The sequence below is a fragment of the Enterobacter sp. N18-03635 genome (genome assembly GCF_004006055.1).
Lineage (GTDB): Bacteria > Pseudomonadota > Gammaproteobacteria > Enterobacterales > Enterobacteriaceae > Enterobacter > Enterobacter vonholyi.
Genome location: NZ_CP034769.1, coordinates 1,864,162 through 1,880,109 on the forward strand (window position 1 = coordinate 1,864,162; position 15,948 = coordinate 1,880,109).

15 protein-coding genes are annotated in these 15,948 nt (G+C 55.9%); 10 read left to right on the forward strand and 5 right to left on the reverse strand.

The annotated features are described in order from the left end of the window. The first annotated feature begins 39 nt into the window (after positions 1-39). The 3 genes from ELK40_RS09640 (at position 40) to ELK40_RS09650 (ending at position 3,783) form a co-directional block, all read left to right on the forward strand. Positions 40-3,096 (forward strand): FAD-binding and (Fe-S)-binding domain-containing protein, encoded by a 3,057-nt coding sequence (locus tag ELK40_RS09640; RefSeq protein WP_127730494.1) that lies wholly within the window; start codon positions 40-42, stop codon positions 3,094-3,096. Then, on the forward strand, positions 3,093-3,503 hold the full coding sequence (gene menI, locus ELK40_RS09645) for a 1,4-dihydroxy-2-naphthoyl-CoA hydrolase (protein WP_023311321.1): 411 nt from the start codon (positions 3,093-3,095) through the stop codon (positions 3,501-3,503). Before ELK40_RS09640 ends, menI begins: the two co-directional genes overlap by 4 nt. 85 nt (positions 3,504-3,588) lie before the next feature. After that, positions 3,589-3,783, forward strand: coding sequence for a YdiH family protein (locus ELK40_RS09650; RefSeq protein WP_003857766.1), 195 nt, complete (start codon positions 3,589-3,591; stop codon positions 3,781-3,783). Between the two features lie 135 nt (positions 3,784-3,918). On the opposite strand, the gene ELK40_RS09655 is transcribed toward ELK40_RS09650, so the two are convergent. The 5 genes from ELK40_RS09655 to ycgZ all read right to left on the reverse strand — a co-directional run bounded on the left by ELK40_RS09655 (position 3,919) and on the right by ycgZ (position 8,074). Beyond that, positions 3,919-4,557 carry a winged helix-turn-helix transcriptional regulator gene (locus tag ELK40_RS09655; RefSeq protein ID WP_127730496.1) on the reverse strand — a complete coding sequence of 213 codons (639 nt, stop codon included), beginning with the start codon at positions 4,555-4,557 and terminating at the stop codon, positions 3,919-3,921. A 302-nt stretch (positions 4,558-4,859) separates the two neighbouring features. Beyond that, the gene (fdhF, locus tag ELK40_RS09660) at positions 4,860-7,010 is read right to left on the reverse strand and encodes a formate dehydrogenase subunit alpha (protein WP_127730498.1); all 2,151 of its coding nucleotides are present in this window, start codon (positions 7,008-7,010) and stop codon (positions 4,860-4,862) included. A 191-nt stretch (positions 7,011-7,201) separates the two neighbouring features. Then, the gene (locus ELK40_RS09665; RefSeq protein ID WP_023311323.1) at positions 7,202-7,480 is read right to left on the reverse strand and encodes a biofilm/acid-resistance regulator YmgB/AriR; all 279 of its coding nucleotides are present in this window, start codon (positions 7,478-7,480) and stop codon (positions 7,202-7,204) included. Positions 7,481-7,509: 29 nt separating this feature from the next. Continuing rightward, positions 7,510-7,830: a hypothetical protein gene (locus ELK40_RS09670; RefSeq protein WP_127730500.1), complete on the reverse strand. Its 321-nt coding sequence runs from the start codon at positions 7,828-7,830 to the stop codon at positions 7,510-7,512. A 4-nt stretch (positions 7,831-7,834) separates the two neighbouring features. Then, positions 7,835-8,074, reverse strand: a complete 240-nt coding sequence (gene ycgZ / locus ELK40_RS09675; protein ID WP_029739771.1) for a regulatory protein YcgZ — start codon at positions 8,072-8,074, stop codon at positions 7,835-7,837. 337 nt (positions 8,075-8,411) lie between these two features. Between ycgZ and ELK40_RS09680 the strand changes: the two genes are divergently transcribed. The 7 genes from ELK40_RS09680 (at position 8,412) to sufS (ending at position 15,948) form a co-directional block, all read left to right on the forward strand. Continuing rightward, positions 8,412-9,632 (forward strand): diguanylate phosphodiesterase, encoded by a 1,221-nt coding sequence (locus ELK40_RS09680; protein WP_127730502.1) that lies wholly within the window; start codon positions 8,412-8,414, stop codon positions 9,630-9,632. Positions 9,633-9,820: 188 nt separating this feature from the next. Further along, positions 9,821-10,549 (forward strand): MerR family transcriptional regulator, encoded by a 729-nt coding sequence (locus tag ELK40_RS09685; protein ID WP_127730503.1) that lies wholly within the window; start codon positions 9,821-9,823, stop codon positions 10,547-10,549. Between the two features lie 312 nt (positions 10,550-10,861). After that, positions 10,862-11,230, forward strand: a complete 369-nt coding sequence (gene sufA / locus ELK40_RS09695) for a Fe-S cluster assembly scaffold SufA (protein WP_127730505.1) — start codon at positions 10,862-10,864, stop codon at positions 11,228-11,230. Between the two features lie 8 nt (positions 11,231-11,238). Then, positions 11,239-12,729 (forward strand): Fe-S cluster assembly protein SufB, encoded by a 1,491-nt coding sequence (gene sufB / locus ELK40_RS09700; RefSeq protein ID WP_111965634.1) that lies wholly within the window; start codon positions 11,239-11,241, stop codon positions 12,727-12,729. Positions 12,730-12,738: 9 nt separating this feature from the next. Continuing rightward, positions 12,739-13,485: a Fe-S cluster assembly ATPase SufC gene (gene sufC, locus ELK40_RS09705; RefSeq protein WP_127730507.1), complete on the forward strand. Its 747-nt coding sequence runs from the start codon at positions 12,739-12,741 to the stop codon at positions 13,483-13,485. Further along, on the forward strand, positions 13,460-14,731 hold the full coding sequence (sufD, locus tag ELK40_RS09710; RefSeq protein WP_127730509.1) for a Fe-S cluster assembly protein SufD: 1,272 nt from the start codon (positions 13,460-13,462) through the stop codon (positions 14,729-14,731). Before sufC ends, sufD begins: the two co-directional genes overlap by 26 nt. After that, positions 14,728-15,948 carry a cysteine desulfurase SufS gene (gene sufS / locus ELK40_RS09715; protein WP_127730511.1) on the forward strand — a complete coding sequence of 407 codons (1,221 nt, stop codon included), beginning with the start codon at positions 14,728-14,730 and terminating at the stop codon, positions 15,946-15,948. Before sufD ends, sufS begins: the two co-directional genes overlap by 4 nt.

The window sequence follows — 15,948 nt, forward strand, 5'->3', positions numbered from 1 at the left end:
GCAAACGATTTCATACAACTCTAATTAGGGTCGACAGTCATGATCCCACAGATTTCTCAGGCACCTGGCGTCGTTCAGCTGGTGCTTAATTTTTTGCAAGCACTGGAGCAACAGGGTTTTACAGGTGATACCGCCACGAACTATGCCGACAGGCTGACGATGGCGACCGATAACAGTATTTACCAGCTTCTTCCCGATGCCGTGGTTTTCCCTCGTTCCACGGCCGACGTCGCGCTTATCGCCCGGCTGGCAACGCAGGAGCGCTTTGCCTCGCTGGTCTTTACGCCGCGCGGCGGCGGCACCGGGACCAACGGTCAGGCGCTGAACCAGGGCATCATTGTTGATATGTCGCGCTATATGAACCGCATCATTGAAATCAACCCGGAAGAGGGGTGGGTGCGGGTCGAAGCGGGCGTTATCAAAGATCAGCTTAACCAGTACCTCAAGCCTTACGGTTACTTTTTTGCCCCGGAGCTTTCCACCAGTAACCGCGCGACCCTCGGCGGGATGATCAACACGGATGCCTCCGGTCAGGGCTCGCTGGTCTACGGCAAAACCTCCGATCACGTGCTGGGCGTGCGTGCCGTTCTGCTGGGCGGCGATATTCTCGATACGCAGCCGATGCCGGTCGAACTGGCGGAAACGCTGGGCAAAGATAAGACCGCCAGCGGACGCATCTATCGTACCGTGCTGGAGCGCTGCCGCGACAACCGCCAGCTTATTCTCGATAAGTTCCCCAAACTGAACCGCTTCCTGACCGGGTACGACCTGCGTCACGTCTTTAACGACGACCTGACCCAGTTTGATTTAACCCGCGTGCTAACCGGTTCCGAAGGGACGCTGGCGTTTATCACCGAGGCGCGGCTGGATATCACCCGCCTGCCGAAGGTGCGTCGTCTGGTGAACGTCAAATATGACTCCTTCGACTCTGCGCTGCGCAATGCGCCGTTTATGGTGGAAGCTAAAGCGCTCTCGGTGGAAACGGTCGACTCCAAAGTGCTCAACCTGGCCCGGGAGGATATTGTCTGGCACTCCGTCAGCGATCTCATTACCGACGTGCCGGATAAAGAGATGCTCGGCCTCAATATCGTGGAGTTCGCCGGCGACGATGAGGCGCTGATTGAGAGCCAGGTCACCACGCTCTGCCAGCGGCTGGATGAGCTGATTGCGCAGGGCGAAGGCGGCGTGATCGGCTGGCAGCTCTGTAACGATCTGGCCGGGATTGAGCGTATCTATGCGATGCGTAAAAAAGCCGTGGGCCTGCTCGGCAATGCGAAAGGGGCGGCGAAGCCGATTCCCTTTGCCGAAGATACCTGCGTGCCGCCTGAGCATCTGGCGGATTATATCGTCGAGTTTCGCGCCCTGCTGGACAGCCACGGCCTGAGCTACGGCATGTTCGGCCACGTCGATGCCGGGGTACTGCACGTGCGTCCGGCGCTGGATATGTGCGACCCGCAGCAGGAGATCCTGATGAAGCAGATCTCCGACGATGTGGTGGCCTTAACCGCCAAATACGGCGGCCTGCTCTGGGGGGAGCACGGGAAAGGGTTCCGCGCGGAATACAGCCCGGCGTTCTTCGGCGAACAGCTCTACGCGGAGCTGCGCAAGGTGAAAGCGGCGTTTGACCCGCATAACCGCCTCAACCCGGGCAAAATCTGCCCTCCTGAAGGCGTGGACGCGCCAATGCTGCAGGTGGATGCCGTCAAGCGCGGCACGTACGACAGACAGATCCCGATTGCGGTGCGCTCCTCCTGGCGCGGCGCGATGGAGTGCAACGGCAACGGACTGTGCTTTAACTTTGATGTGAAAAGCCCGATGTGTCCGTCGATGAAAATCACCAGCAACCGCATCCACTCGCCGAAAGGGCGGGCGACGCTGGTGCGGGAATGGCTGCGTCTGCTGGCCGATCGCGGGGTCGATCCGCTCAGGCTGGAGCAGCAGCTCCCGGAAAAACGGGCCAGCCTGCGCTCGCTGATTGAGCGCACCCGCAACAGCTGGCATGCGAATAAGGGCGAGTATGATTTCTCCCATGAGGTGAAAGAGGCGATGTCCGGCTGTCTGGCCTGTAAAGCCTGCTCCACCCAGTGCCCGATTAAAATCGACGTGCCGGAATTCCGCTCGCGCTTCCTGCAGCTGTATCACACCCGCTACCTCCGCCCGGTGCGCGACCATCTGGTGGCAACGGTAGAAAGCTACGCGCCGCTGATGGCGCGCGCGCCGAAGACCTTTAACTTCTTTATCAACCAGCCGCTGGTGCGCAAGCTCTCCGAAAAACATATCGGTATGATCGATCTGCCGCTGCTGTCGGTGCCGTCTCTGCAGCGCCAGCTCGTCGGTCACCGCTCGGCGAACATGACCCTGGAGCAGCTGGAGGCACTCACGCCTGAGCAAAAAGCGAAGGTGGTGCTGGTGGTGCAGGATCCGTTTACCAGCTACTACGATGCGCAGGTGGTCGCGGATTTCATCCGCCTGTCGGAAAAGCTAGGGTATCAGCCGGTGGTTCTGCCGTTCTCACCCAACGGCAAGGCGCAGCACATCAAGGGCTTCCTGACGCGCTTTGCAAAGACCGCGCAGAAAACGGCTGACTTCTTAAACCGCGTGGCGCAACTCGGGATACCGATGGTCGGCGTCGATCCGGCGCTGGTGCTTTGCTATCGCGATGAATACAGGCAGACGCTCGGCGACAAGCGCGGTGATTTCAACGTGATGCTGGTGCACGAGTGGCTGCCGGTGGCGCTGGAAGATAAGGCGGTTCAGGATGTCAGCGGGGAACCATGGTATCTGTTCGGACACTGCACGGAAGTCACCGCGCTGCCGGGCGCGCCCGCGCAGTGGGCGTCCGTCTTTGCCCGCTTCGGCGCGAAGCTGGAGAGCGTCAGCGTAGGCTGCTGCGGAATGGCCGGCACCTACGGACACGAAGTGAAAAACCACGCCAACTCGCTCGGCATCTATGAGCTGTCCTGGCATCAGGCGATGCAGCGTTTACCGCGAAACCGCTGTCTGGCGACGGGCTACTCCTGTCGTAGCCAGGTGAAGCGAGTAGAAGGTAACGGCGTACGTCACCCATTGCAGGCTTTACTGGAGATAATTGGATGATCTGGAAACGTGCCGTGACGCTGCAGGCGCTGAACGCCATGGGCGAGGGGAATATGGTGGGGCTGCTGGATATCCAGTTCATCCGCATTGGCGACGATGAGATTGAAGCCACCATGCCCGTCGATAGTCGCACCCATCAGCCGTTTGGTTTATTGCACGGCGGAGCGTCCGTCGTGCTGGCCGAAACGCTGGGCTCGGTGGCGGGCTATCTCTGTACCGAAGGGGAGCAGAAGGTTGTCGGACTCGAGGTGAATGCTAACCATATCCGCTCGGTGCGCAGCGGGCGCGTGCGCGGTGTATGCCGCGCGCTGCACGCCGGTAGCCGCCATCAGGTGTGGCAGATAGATATTCTCGATGAGCAGGATCGCCTGTGCTGCTCGTCGCGGCTGACCACGGCGGTTGTGTAAAGTTTTCAGATGTTTTGCCTTTGGTCAAAAACTAGCCAGATGGTTGTGATATACTGGTCAGGTTTTGTACATAAGCGAGGACATCATGGATACTGAAATAACCCCAACGCAGCTGGCAATTGAATATTTACGTCGCGATAAGAGCAACCTGTCTCCGGCGCAGTACCTGAAAAAGCTGAAACAGCTTGAGCTGGAGTTTACAGATTTGCTGGCGCTCTCTTCGAATGAACTAAAAGAAGAGATCTACTTTGCCTGGCGGTTGGGCGTTCACGTCCATTGAGTACATGAGAATAAAAGGGCCGCAAGTGCGGCCTTTTTTGTGTCTGAAATTCAGTATCGGGGGACTCGTTGTTAAAAGACGGCTGTAGTGTCCGGGTCAGCTCATTTTCCGTCCGGCCATCACCTGCCGGTGAGATTAAAATCTTTCAGGCAATTTCCCTATATTGATTAGCACACCTCTTTCAACTTCGATATAACCCCCTTCTTTTAAAGCTGAAAGAATACGCATGACGCCGCTACGGGACAGGTGGGTTTTATCCCGGATATACCTTTCTGCAGTAATGTTCTGCCTGAATGATTCTTCTTCGTTTGAGAGTGCATAAAGCTGGGCGCGGACAATATTGTATGCGGAAGGTCCGGTTATATCTTCGTAGCTATGAAATAGCTTACCTGCAAGGGCCATCAGGTGATATGACAGCGGCTCCCATAGTTCGTGATGCTTGATAATGTCATAAACAGCATCCATTTTAAGGGTTACGATCTCACAGTGATTAAAGGTTTTGATGTAACCGAACATCTGAGCGTAATGCAGATTACTGAGACCGAGCAAAGCGGGCGCCTTAACCGTTGCCATGGCTAAATCGTCGTTGTTACGGTGAATCATGACGCGACCGTTGAGGAGGATATAACAGAGGCGTTCGTTGCCAGCTACAAAATTTAATCGACGGCGGGGGAGCACTTTCTTCAGATTTGCACCCTGTTTTAGATAATCGATCAGCAGTTGTGTGGATGAAGAACAATCGAATATTAACGTCTGGGACATCTCATCAGCCATGTGCACGCCTATCCATTTAACCTGTCAGTAGTGATGCGGTTCAGTATAGCGTGGATCCTGCTGAGGCTGTTTCATGCAGCCCTGCTGCGAAGTATTTCAGCGGTAAATGTTTGATTAAAATCAAGAACCCTCGTTGAAGTTCAACATATCCAGCAACTCTCACAGGAGGACATCTGCATTATCAGCGGCACTGCGGATATGCAGGATGTCACGGCATGAAAAGCAAAGTATTTCGAAATGCTGGAGATAGTGAGAGATGCGTTAACTATTACCGGGTACGCATAGCGCACCCGGCATTTTCCTCAGACGTTCGCCGCACTCATCAACCGAGACTTCATGGACTGATATGCAGACGCTGCATAGTCCTCCGCCCAACGCTGATCCTCTATCGCCTCCAGTTGCACCGCGCAGTACTTCGTTTCCGGCGTTTTGGAGATGGGATCGAGGTTATCCTGTGTCAGCTCGTTGCAGGCGCCAATCCACCACTGATAGGTCATGTAAACGGCTCCGGTGTTGATACGCTCGCTGATGCTGGCGCGGGTAATCACTTTGCCGCGGCGTGAACGTACCCAGACCAGCTGCCCGTCAGTAATGCCCAGCTTTTCTGCATCGGCAGGGTTCATTTGCACCCGGCCCGGCTCGTCGGCCAGGCTTTGCAGCGCGGCGCAGTTCCCGGTCATGGAGCGACAGGAATAATGTCCCACCTCGCGTACCGTACACAGCACCAGCGGGAAATCTGCATCCGGGGTTTCAGCCGGCGCGCGCCACGGTGCGGCAAAGAGTTGCCCTTTACCGCTCGGGGTGTCGAACTGATTGTCTTTGTACAGGTACGGCGTGCCGGGGTGATCCAGCGTCGGGCACGGCCATTGCACGTGGCCCATCTCGCCCATTTTTTCATACGTCACGCCGTAGAAAAGCGGGCACAGCTCGCGCATCTCATCCCAGATCTGCTGGTTGGAGTCATAATGCATCGGGTAGCCCATCTCGGTGGCGAGCAGGCTGATGATTTCCCAGTCGCGCTTCACGTTGCCGCTGGCCTCGATGGCTTTGCCAAAACGCTGGAAGCCGCGATCGGCACAGGTAAAGACGCCGCCGTGCTCACCCCAGGATGTGGCCGGGAGCAGAACGTCCGCCACCTCTGCCGTTTTGGTCATAAAGATGTCCTGAACCACAACAAAGTCGAGCGCCTCAAAACCGCTGCGCACCAGGCCGAGATCGGCTTCGGTCTGAAGCGGATCCTCCCCCATGATGTAGTAGGCCTTTACCTTGCCTTCCAGCGCCAGGTGGGGCACCTCGGTAATGCGCGTCCCGACCCGATCGTCCATTTTGTTGACGTCAATCCCCCAGGCATCGGCGAACTTCTGCCTGACCGCAGGATCGGTAACATCCTGATAGCCGGGGAACATATTCGGCAGAACGCCCATGTCGCAGGCGCCCTGGACGTTGTTTTGACCGCGTACCGGCCCGACGCCGACGGCAGGGCGGCCGAGGTTGCCGGTCAGCAGCGCCAGGCTGGAAAGTCCTTTGACCACATCAACGGCCTGACCAAACTGGGTCACGCCCATCCCCCACATCACGGTAGCGGAAGGGGCCGCCGCGAAGGTCCGCATCGCCTGGCGGACGTCACGGGCGGGGATGCCGGTGATATGTTCGACTTTCTCCGGCGCATAGTCTTTTACCGTTTGTCGGTAGGCCTCAAGCCCTTCCGTAAAGCGCGCCACGTAGCTTTTGTCATACAGCTCCTCTTCCAGCAACACATAGCCAAAGGCGTTAACCAGCGCCATGTTGCTGCCGTTTTTCAGCTGCAGATGTTGGTCGGCAATGCGTGCCGTTTCAATGCGCCGCGGATCGCAGACGATAATTTTTGCGCCGTTCTCACGCGCTTTCAGCACGCGGCGGGCAACGATAGGGTGGGAGTCCGCGCAGTTATAGCCAAACACCAGCAGGCATTTTGAGTTTTCAATATCATTGATTGAGTTGCTCATTGCGCCATTGCCGAGCGTTTCCTGTAAACCGGCGACGGACGGGCCATGACAGACGCGCGCACAGCAGTCCACATTGTTGGTGTTCAGCACCGCGCGGGCAAATTTCTGCATCACGTAGTTGGTTTCATTGCCGGTGCCGCGAGAGGAACCGGTGGTCATGATCGACCGCGGCCCGTGCTGCGCTTTAATACTGCTGAGCCTGTGGGCGGTGTAGCGGATCGCCTCTTCCCAGGTAACGGGGGTGAATGCTTCGCCTTTGCGGTAGCGGATCATGGGCTGGGTGAGGCGAGGGGTGAGCAGACGGGTATCGTTGAGGAAGTCCCAGCCGTAAAAGCCTTTCAGACATAAGGTGCCCTGGTTTGTGACGCCCTCTGCCGCTTCGGCACGGATGATACGGTTATTTTCAACGACAAGGTTCAATTTACAGCCTGCACCGCAGTACGGGCAGACGCTGGCGATCTTTTTCATCAATAACAGACCTGTTAAGAAATGAAGCAAAGTTGACTGGAAAACCCAGTCCCGTATGCGGAGGTAAGCAGGAAGCGTGCCAGGTTGTCTTTGCGTGTATTACAGGGAGTTATGCGGGGAGGGCACGTGTCATCGTCAAGCTGTTCGTCAGTTTTGACGATGACACGTCAGGAGGCGCGGCGACCTGGAACTTAGAGATCGTCCATCGTGTAACCCACCACGATTTCCAGCGTCTTGCGAATCACATCCGCCTGAACCACGTCGTGAGTGGCTTCCAGCGTCTGAATGAGCCAGAGGATGATCGCCTTATTAGACAGATGCCCCTCGGAGGCCAGAACACAGCGTACTGCAGTAGAAAAAACAGCGGACTCTTCAGCAAAACGATCGCCTGCGTGACGGAAGTATTCCGACAGCGCACTGTCTAAAAAAGCAGAGTGGTATTCGGGTTGAAGCTGAATATTTTGTCTCATTTGTTCTCACCGTAGCTGTAAAATTGCAGTCAATGTATTTTTTTGGGGTCGGACGGTTTTCCACTTCCAAATAACGGCACTACATTGTCTCTGTTATCGTTGAGAGGTCCCTCTCTTTTCGTTCGTCCTTGCGCGGTTCTGCGACGTGTAAAGGCGATGCTGTTTGAGCCAATTTCGGCAATCACCGCCTCAAGTGTCTCCCGCCGCCGGGGATCCTTTTCATGTTCTTTCATGCTCCGCAGACGCTGCAGCAAGCCTTCGGTTGTCACTGGCCCCCGCTCTTTCAGAAGAGAAAGAACGGCTTCACCGATAAGCGTGTCAATCAGTCGGTTTGCGTCACTGCTATTCATAACCTTACCGTTCGAAGAGCAGACCAAGCAGCATGTGGTAATGCTCTTCCTCTTCTGGCCCATCGGCTCTTTCGAGGCGGCTGAGCAGTTTGGTACAGAGCGATTTGCGATTGAGGTTTCGCCCGTCGCTGAGAATTTCGACAACTACCTGGCCCAGCGTCTCTTGTTGAGTAGGTAGGGCGGCCTTTTCGAAGTACTGTGCGATCGCTGCTGCGGAATCTGTGGCGTAACCTTTCTGCTGCATATTTCGCTCCTGTAAAATTTTGTAATCAGTAACGTTACATTTAAGGTATACACAATTCCTAAATCTGTACATATAAAATGTACAAATTTTTAATATTTTTATGATATATTTTATAAAATCCTTTATTTTCAGTGAGTTGACTGGCTGACATGAACCGGTAATGTTACAGGATATATTGTACAAAAAGGTCTGGCACTGGTAAGTTGTACAGCGCAGAAAAATATTTCATTAACTGCCGTAAATGATTGAGATGTAAATTATTTGTCAGGCAATGAATGTGCTATAAATGATACTTATCCACCTTTTTTGTGGCCAAAACCCTAACCCCAGGAATCGCATGCTCACAACCATCATTTACCGCAGCCATATCTGCGAGGACGTTCCAGTGAAAGCGCTGGAAGCCATGGTCGCTGCAGCAAATAGTAAAAACCGGCAATCCAACGTCACGGGGATCCTGCTGTTTAACGGCACTCATTTTTTTCAGCTGCTTGAAGGGCCAGTGGAACACGTCTCTGCTATCTATGAGCAGATCTGCAACGATCCGCGCCACCATAACGTGGTCGAGTTAATGCGCGATCACGGGCCTGTCCGGCGTTTTGGCAACGTGGGTATGGAGCTTTTTGATTTGCGCCACTTCGACAGGGACGAAGTGCTGCAGCAGGTGCTCAATAAGAGTACGACACGCTATCAGCTAGCCTATAACGATCGCCCTCTGCAGTTTTTCCGCACCTTTGTCGAGGCCACGGAAAAAGCGAACTATTTTGAACTGCCGCCTGCGGATTCATGGGAATTCGTTCGCGAAGAAACACACTTGTCCGGGCAGCCTGAGGTAGTCGCGAAAGGGGCGGACTGCAGCTTCGCGTTCCAGCCGATAGTCGATCCGTTTATGCAGCAGGTTGTCTCCTGGGAGGCGCTTTTGCGCACCCCGTCCGGCGACTCGCCAGGGGCTTATTTCGCCAGCCTTCCGAATGAGGAAGTGTACGCGTCTGATTTGCAAAGCAAGCAGGTGGCGCTCTCCATGGCCAGCGCGCTGGGGTTACAGGACCAGACGTTATCCCTGAACCTGCTGCCTATGACGCTGGTTAACATTCCCAACGCCGTGGACTTTCTGCTCACCGCGATTGAAGCAAATGGGTTTGTACCCGAGCAAATCGTGGTTGAGTTCACCGAGAGCGAAGCCATTTCCCGTTTTGATGAATTCACGGATTCGGTCAGGCAGTTAAAAAGCGCGGGTATCAGCGTGACGATCGATCACTTTGGCGCCGGTTTTGCCGGGCTGCAGCTGCTGGCCCACTTCCAGCCTGACAGAATTAAGATTAATCGCGATCTGGTGGCGAACGTGCATAAAAGTGGCCCCCGACAGGCCATTATTCAGGCGATTATCAAATGCTGTTCCTCGCTTGAGATCCAGTTCTGCGCGGTAGGAGTAGAGAAGGCTGAAGAGTGGATGTGGCTGGAATCCGCGGGTATTTCCCAGTTCCAGGGACATCTTTTTGCCAGCCCGCGACACGGCGGTATTCCGGCTATAGCGTGGCCGGAGAAAAAATTCGAGTTCTGATAAAGCTGTACACAATCGGACAGAGTTAGCTGTACGAACGGCAAATTTTATACAACAATGTATTAACAGGTGAACGGAGGAGCAGCCCGTTCACCCGTTCAAAATGCGGTCTTAGTTATACAAATGGTGTGTACAATCTGATAAGGTTGGTGCAGTTAGGTATGGAAGTTCTGAGCGTGAGGGAGTTAATGGCCTATTACAGTATCGGCGAAGTGGCCGAACGATGCGGTATCAACCCCGTTACGCTGCGTGCCTGGCAGCGCCGTTATGGATTGTTGAAGCCGCAGCGCAGCGAAGGGGGCCATCGTCAGTTTGACGATGAAGATATCCTGCGTATTGAAGAGATCAAACGCCTGATGAAAAGCGGCGTCTCGGTCGGAAAAGTTAAAGCCTTGCTGGAAAACAAAGAAGTATTGACTCAGGGCAACTGGGTCTCGTTCCAGGAAGAGATGATGACCGTTCTGCGCTATGCCAGCCCGGCAAAGCTGCGCGCCAAAATCGGCGAATTCCGCCGCGATCACGCGATAGATGCGCTGATTGACAATATTCTCTCTCCCGTCCGGCAGCGCATGAATCAGGATCAAAACACCGTGCGTCACATGGCGAGCCTGTTTGACGGCGTCCTGATCGAATTCGCGATAGCAAGCCTGGCGGAATCCCGCAAAAAAGCCGGTAAAGACGCGCTTCTTATTGGCTGGGAATGCGATGACCGCACCCACCTGTGGCTGGAAGCCGCGCGCCTATCGCAGAAGGGCTGGCACATAGACGTCCTGGCGGAACCTATTGATTCGCCGCGTCCTGAACTTTTCCCGGGGCAAAAAATCTTCGTCTGGACGGGGAAATCCCCAACGCCACGCCAGCAGGAACAGCTCGACCACTGGCGTGAGCAGGGGTTTGCTGTCTCATTTCATCACTGAGTGTAAGAGGCCTTGAGGGCCTTTTTTGTTTTTATCACTTTCTGCGCAAAAGCTATCTCAAAAATAGGCATTTCCGATGCATATTTTACTTTTCTCCTCTGCGTTATAAACGCTGCGATGAAATGCATTATTAATCAATGCATTGAACAAATACATCCATCCTGACTGCATCCTCTCACAGGGTCTATGCTTAATAAAAGTAGGCAAAAAGGGCGGTTAAGCCGAATGCCCCTGCTGACAGAGGGTTGAAGTGATAATCGTTATCACTAACATGGTGTTATGCCCTGATGGCTTATCAGATGAGGTGGACCTATGGAACTGCATTCAGAAACCTTTAATCCTGCCGATTTCGCCTGGCGCGGGTTAGCGCTCACGCCAGCGGCGGCGGCACATATTCATGAGCTGGTGGCGAAAAAGCCCGAGATCCTCGGCGTGCGTTTGGGTGTCAAACAGACAGGTTGCGCAGGTTTCGGCTACGTGCTCGATACCGTCACCGAACCCGAAAAAGATGACCTGGTGTTCGAGACTGACGGTGCGAAATTGTATGTGGCGCTGCAGGCAATGCCGTTTATTGACGGCACCGAAGTGGACTACGTCCGCGAGGGCTTAAACCAGTTATTCAAATTTCATAACCCGAAAGCCCAGAACGAATGCGGCTGCGGCGAAAGCTTTGGGGTATAGGCGGTACTATGTCTCGTAATACTGAAGCAACGAGTGAAGTAAATACCTGGAGCGGTGGGCACCTCAACTATAAAGAGGGGTTCTTCACCCAGCTGCAGACCGATGAGCTGGCAAAAGGCATTAACGAAGATGTCGTGCGGGCGATCTCGGCGAAACGTAACGAGCCCGAGTGGATGCTGGAGTTTCGTCTGAGCGCATTCCGCGCCTGGCTGGAGATGGAAGAGCCGCACTGGCTGAAAGCGCATTATGACAAGCTGAACTATCAGGACTATAGCTACTACTCCGCGCCCTCATGCGGTAGCTGCGACGACACCTGCGCCTCACAGCCCGGCGCGGTGCAGCAAACCGGCGCGGAAAACAGCTTCCTCAGCAAAGAGGTTGAAGAAGCCTTTAACCAGCTGGGCGTGCCCGTGCGTGAGGGGAAAGAGGTGGCGGTGGACGCCATTTTCGACTCCGTCTCGGTGGCAACCACCTACCGCGAGAAGCTGGCAGAGCAGGGGATCATTTTCTGCTCCTTTGGCGAAGCGATTCACGATCATCCGGAACTGGTGAAAAAGTACATCGGGACCGTGGTGCCCTCTAACGACAACTTCTTTGCGGCGCTCAACGCGGCGGTAGCCTCGGACGGCACCTTTATTTACGTGCCGAAAGGCGTGCGCTGTCCGATGGAGCTCTCGACCTATTTCCGCATCAATGCCGAAAAAACCGGTCAGTTCGAACGTACGATTCTGGTCGCGGATGAAGGCAGCTACGTCAGCTACATCGAAGGATGCTCGGCCCCGGTCCGCGACAGCTATCAGCTGCACGCGGCGGTGGTGGAGGTCATTATCCATAAAGACGCCGAGGTGAAATACTCGACGGTGCAAAACTGGTTCCCGGGCGACGGCAATACCGGCGGCATCCTGAACTTCGTAACCAAGCGTGCGCTGTGCGAAGGCGAAAACAGCAAGATGTCGTGGACCCAGTCCGAAACCGGCTCGGCCATCACCTGGAAATACCCGAGCTGTATCCTGCGCGGCGATAACTCCATAGGCGAGTTTTACTCGGTGGCGCTCACCAGCGGCCATCAGCAGGCGGACACCGGCACCAAGATGATCCACATTGGTAAAAATACCAGGTCAACCATCATCTCGAAAGGGATCTCTGCCGGGCACAGCCAGAACAGCTATCGCGGGCTGGTGAAAATCATGCCGACGGCCACCAATGCACGAAACTTTACCCAGTGTGACTCGATGCTGATTGGCGCAGACTGCGGGGCGCATACCTTCCCGTACGTTGAGTGCCGCAACAATACGGCCCAGCTTGAGCACGAGGCGACGACGTCACGGATTGGGGAAGATCAGCTCTTCTACTGCCTGCAGCGCGGGATCAGCGAAGAAGACGCCATCTCGATGATCGTTAACGGCTTCTGTAAGGACGTGTTCTCTGAACTGCCGCTGGAATTTGCCGTTGAAGCCCAGAAACTCCTCGCCATTAGTCTTGAACACAGCGTCGGTTAAGGAAAGCACATGTTAAGCATTAAAGATTTAAAGGTCAGCGTAGAAGACAAAGCCATCCTGCGTGGCCTCAATTTTGACGTCAAGCCGGGCGAAGTCCACGCCATCATGGGGCCGAACGGTTCCGGGAAAAGTACGCTTTCTGCCACGCTGGCCGGACGCGAAGATTATGAAGTAACCCACGGCTCGGTCGAGTTTAACGGCAAAAATCTGCTGGAGATGTCGCCGGAAGATCGTGCGGGAGAGGGCATTTTTATGGCCTTCCAGTACCCGGTCGAAATTCCAGGCGTCAGTAATCAGTTCTTCCTGCAAACTGCGCTCAACGCGGTGCGCAAATACCGTGGGCTGGAGGCGCTCGACCGCTTCGACTTCCAGGACCTGATGGAAGAGAAGATCAAGCTGCTGAAAATGCCGGAGGATCTGCTGACCCGCTCGGTGAACGTTGGCTTTTCCGGCGGCGAGAAAAAGCGTAACGACATTCTGCAGATGGCGGTGCTGGAGCCCGAGCTGTGCATTCTGGATGAGACCGACTCCGGTCTGGATATCGACGCCCTGAAGATTGTCGCTGACGGCGTCAACTCCCTGCGCGACGGCAAGCGTTCATTCATCATCGTCACCCACTATCAGCGCATTCTGGACTACATCAAGCCGGATTACGTCCACGTGCTTTACCAGGGGCGCATTGTGAAATCCGGTGATTTCACGCTGGTTAAACAACTGGAGGAGCAGGGCTATGGCTGGCTTACCGAACAGCAGTAATGCGCTCCAGCAGTGGCACCGGCTGTTTGAAGCCCAGGGCGGCACGCGCTCGGCGCAGGCGCAGCAGCATCTGCAGCAGATGCTGCGTCTTGGTCTGCCGACGCGTAAGCATGAGAACTGGAAATATACTCCGCTCGATGGCCTGCTAAACGCCGAGTTTGTGACTCGTCTGGCGGATCTCACCCCAGCACAGCGCGACGCGCTGGCCTTGCGTGTCGATGCCCTGCGCCTGGTGTTTGTCGACGGTCAGTTCCGTCCGGAGCTGAGCGACGCTCTTCAGGCGAGCGGATTTGAGATTGAGATAAACGACGATCGCCAGCCCCTGAGCGCCCCGGTTCAGCCTGAGGTTTTCCTGCACCTGACCGAGAGCCTGGCCCGCAGCGTGACGCACATCCACGTGAAGCGTAACCAGCGTCCGGCTAAGCCGCTGCTGCTGATGCACATCACTCAGGGTCTGGACGGCGACGAAATCAATACCGCGCACTATCGTCACCATCTTGAGCTGGCGGAGGGCGCCGAGGCCACGATCATCGAACATTACGTCAGCCTCAATGAGACGCGTCACTTTACCGGGTCGCGTCTGACGATGAACGTGGCGGCTAATGCCCAGCTACACCACATCAAGCTGGCGTTTGAGAATGCGCAGAGCCACCACTTTGCCCATAACGACATTGTCCTGGGCCAGGATGCGGCGGCGTACAGCCATAGCTTCCTGCTCGGCGGGTCGGTGCTGCGCCACAACACCAGCACGCAGCTTAACGGTGAAAACACCACGCTGCGCATCAACAGCCTGGCGATGCCGGTTAAATCTGAGGTGTGCGACACGCGCACGTGGCTGGAGCACAACAAAGGCTACTGCAACAGCCGCCAGCTGCACAAAACCATCGTGAGTGATAAAGGGCGAGCGGTGTTTAACGGTCTGATTAACGTGGCGCAGCACGCCATTAAAACCGACGGGCAGATGACCAACAACAATCTGCTGTTGGGCCGACTGGCGGAGGTGGACACCAAACCGCAGCTGGAGATCTACGCCGACGACGTGAAGTGCAGCCACGGTGCGACGGTCGGGCGAATCGACGACGAACAGATGTTCTACCTGCGTTCCCGCGGTATCGACCAGCAGGCGGCGCAGAAAATGATTATCTATGCGTTTGCCGCCGAACTGACGGAAGCGCTGCACGATGGTCAGTTAAAACAGCAGGTGCTGGCGCGTATCGGTCAGCGTCTGCCTGGAGGCGAAGCATGAGTTTTCCCGTTGAGAAAGTACGGGCAGATTTCCCGGTTCTGACCCGTGAAGTGAACGGTCTTCCTCTGGCCTATCTGGACAGCGCGGCCAGCGCGCAGAAGCCGAATCAAGTGGTGGATGCCGAAGCCGAGTTTTATCGCCACGGCTATGCCGCCGTGCATCGCGGTATTCATACCCTGAGCGCCGAGGCGACCCAGCGGATGGAAAACGTGCGCACGCAGCTTGCCGCTTTTCTTAACGCCCGCTCGCCGGAAGAGCTGGTCTTCGTGCGCGGAACCACCGAAGGGATCAACCTTGTCGCTAACAGCTGGGGCAACGCGCAGGTCCACGCGGGGGATAACATCATCATCACCCAGATGGAGCATCACGCCAATATCGTGCCGTGGCAGATGCTCTGCGAGCGCGTTGGTGCGCAATTGCGGGTCATTCCGCTCAACGTTGACGGGACGCTTCAGCTTGAGCAGCTCGATGCACTGCTGGATGGCCGCACGCGGCTGGTGGCGGTTACTCAGGTTTCCAACGTGCTGGGGACTGAAAACCCGGTGGCAGCGATTGTGGAAAAAGCCCGTCAGGCGGGCGCAAAGGTCCTGATTGACGGCGCCCAGGCGGTAATGCACCACGCGGTTGACGTTCAGGCGCTGGACTGTGATTTCTACGTCTTCTCAGGCCACAAGCTCTATGGGCCGACCGGGATCGGCGTGCTCTACGTGAAGGAAGACATTCTGCAGGCGATGCCGCCGTGGGAAGGGGGCGGCTCGATGATCGCCACCGTCAGCCTGACGGAAGGCACCACCTACGCGCGTGCGCCGTGGCGTTTTGAGGCGGGTACGCCCAATACCGGCGGGATTATCGGTCTGGGGGCGGCGGTCTCCTACGTCTCCGCAATCGGCCTTGAAAGCATTCAGGAGTATGAACGACTGCTGATGCACTACGCGCTTGCGGAGCTTGCCAGCGTGCCGGATTTGACCCTCTACGGGCCTGCCGATCGTCAGGGGGTGATCGCGTTCAATCTCGGGAAACACCACGCCTATGACGTGGGCAGTTTCCTTGATAACTACGGCGTGGCTGTCCGCACCGGGCACCACTGCGCCATGCCGCTGATGGCGTTTTACCAGGTGCCGGCAATGTGCCGCGCATCTCTGGTGATGTACAACACGACGGAAGAGGTCGACAGGCTGGTGGCGGGGCTTAAGCGCATTCACCAGCTGCTGGGTTAA

Excerpts from the sequence above, each read along its gene's own strand:
- ELK40_RS09665 (WP_023311323.1), bottom strand. The coding sequence starts at position 7,480 with ATGAGACAAAATATTCAGCTTCAACCCGAATACCACTCTGCTTTTTTA.
- ELK40_RS09640 (WP_127730494.1), top strand. The coding sequence starts at position 40 with ATGATCCCACAGATTTCTCAGGCACCTGGCGTCGTTCAGCTGGTGCTT.
- sufS (WP_127730511.1), top strand. The coding sequence starts at position 14,728 with ATGAGTTTTCCCGTTGAGAAAGTACGGGCAGATTTCCCGGTTCTGACC.
- ELK40_RS09670 (WP_127730500.1), bottom strand. The coding sequence starts at position 7,830 with ATGAATAGCAGTGACGCAAACCGACTGATTGACACGCTTATCGGTGAA.
- ELK40_RS09680 (WP_127730502.1), top strand. The coding sequence starts at position 8,412 with ATGCTCACAACCATCATTTACCGCAGCCATATCTGCGAGGACGTTCCA.
- sufB (WP_111965634.1), top strand. The coding sequence starts at position 11,239 with ATGTCTCGTAATACTGAAGCAACGAGTGAAGTAAATACCTGGAGCGGT.
- sufC (WP_127730507.1), top strand. The coding sequence starts at position 12,739 with ATGTTAAGCATTAAAGATTTAAAGGTCAGCGTAGAAGACAAAGCCATC.
- ELK40_RS09685 (WP_127730503.1), top strand. The coding sequence starts at position 9,821 with ATGGCCTATTACAGTATCGGCGAAGTGGCCGAACGATGCGGTATCAAC.
- ELK40_RS09650 (WP_003857766.1), top strand. The coding sequence starts at position 3,589 with ATGGATACTGAAATAACCCCAACGCAGCTGGCAATTGAATATTTACGT.
- ELK40_RS09655 (WP_127730496.1), bottom strand. The coding sequence starts at position 4,557 with ATGGCTGATGAGATGTCCCAGACGTTAATATTCGATTGTTCTTCATCC.
- sufD (WP_127730509.1), top strand. The coding sequence starts at position 13,460 with ATGGCTGGCTTACCGAACAGCAGTAATGCGCTCCAGCAGTGGCACCGG.
- sufA (WP_127730505.1), top strand. The coding sequence starts at position 10,862 with ATGGAACTGCATTCAGAAACCTTTAATCCTGCCGATTTCGCCTGGCGC.
- menI (WP_023311321.1), top strand. The coding sequence starts at position 3,093 with ATGATCTGGAAACGTGCCGTGACGCTGCAGGCGCTGAACGCCATGGGC.
- fdhF (WP_127730498.1), bottom strand. The coding sequence starts at position 7,010 with ATGAAAAAGATCGCCAGCGTCTGCCCGTACTGCGGTGCAGGCTGTAAA.
- ycgZ (WP_029739771.1), bottom strand. The coding sequence starts at position 8,074 with ATGCAGCAGAAAGGTTACGCCACAGATTCCGCAGCAGCGATCGCACAG.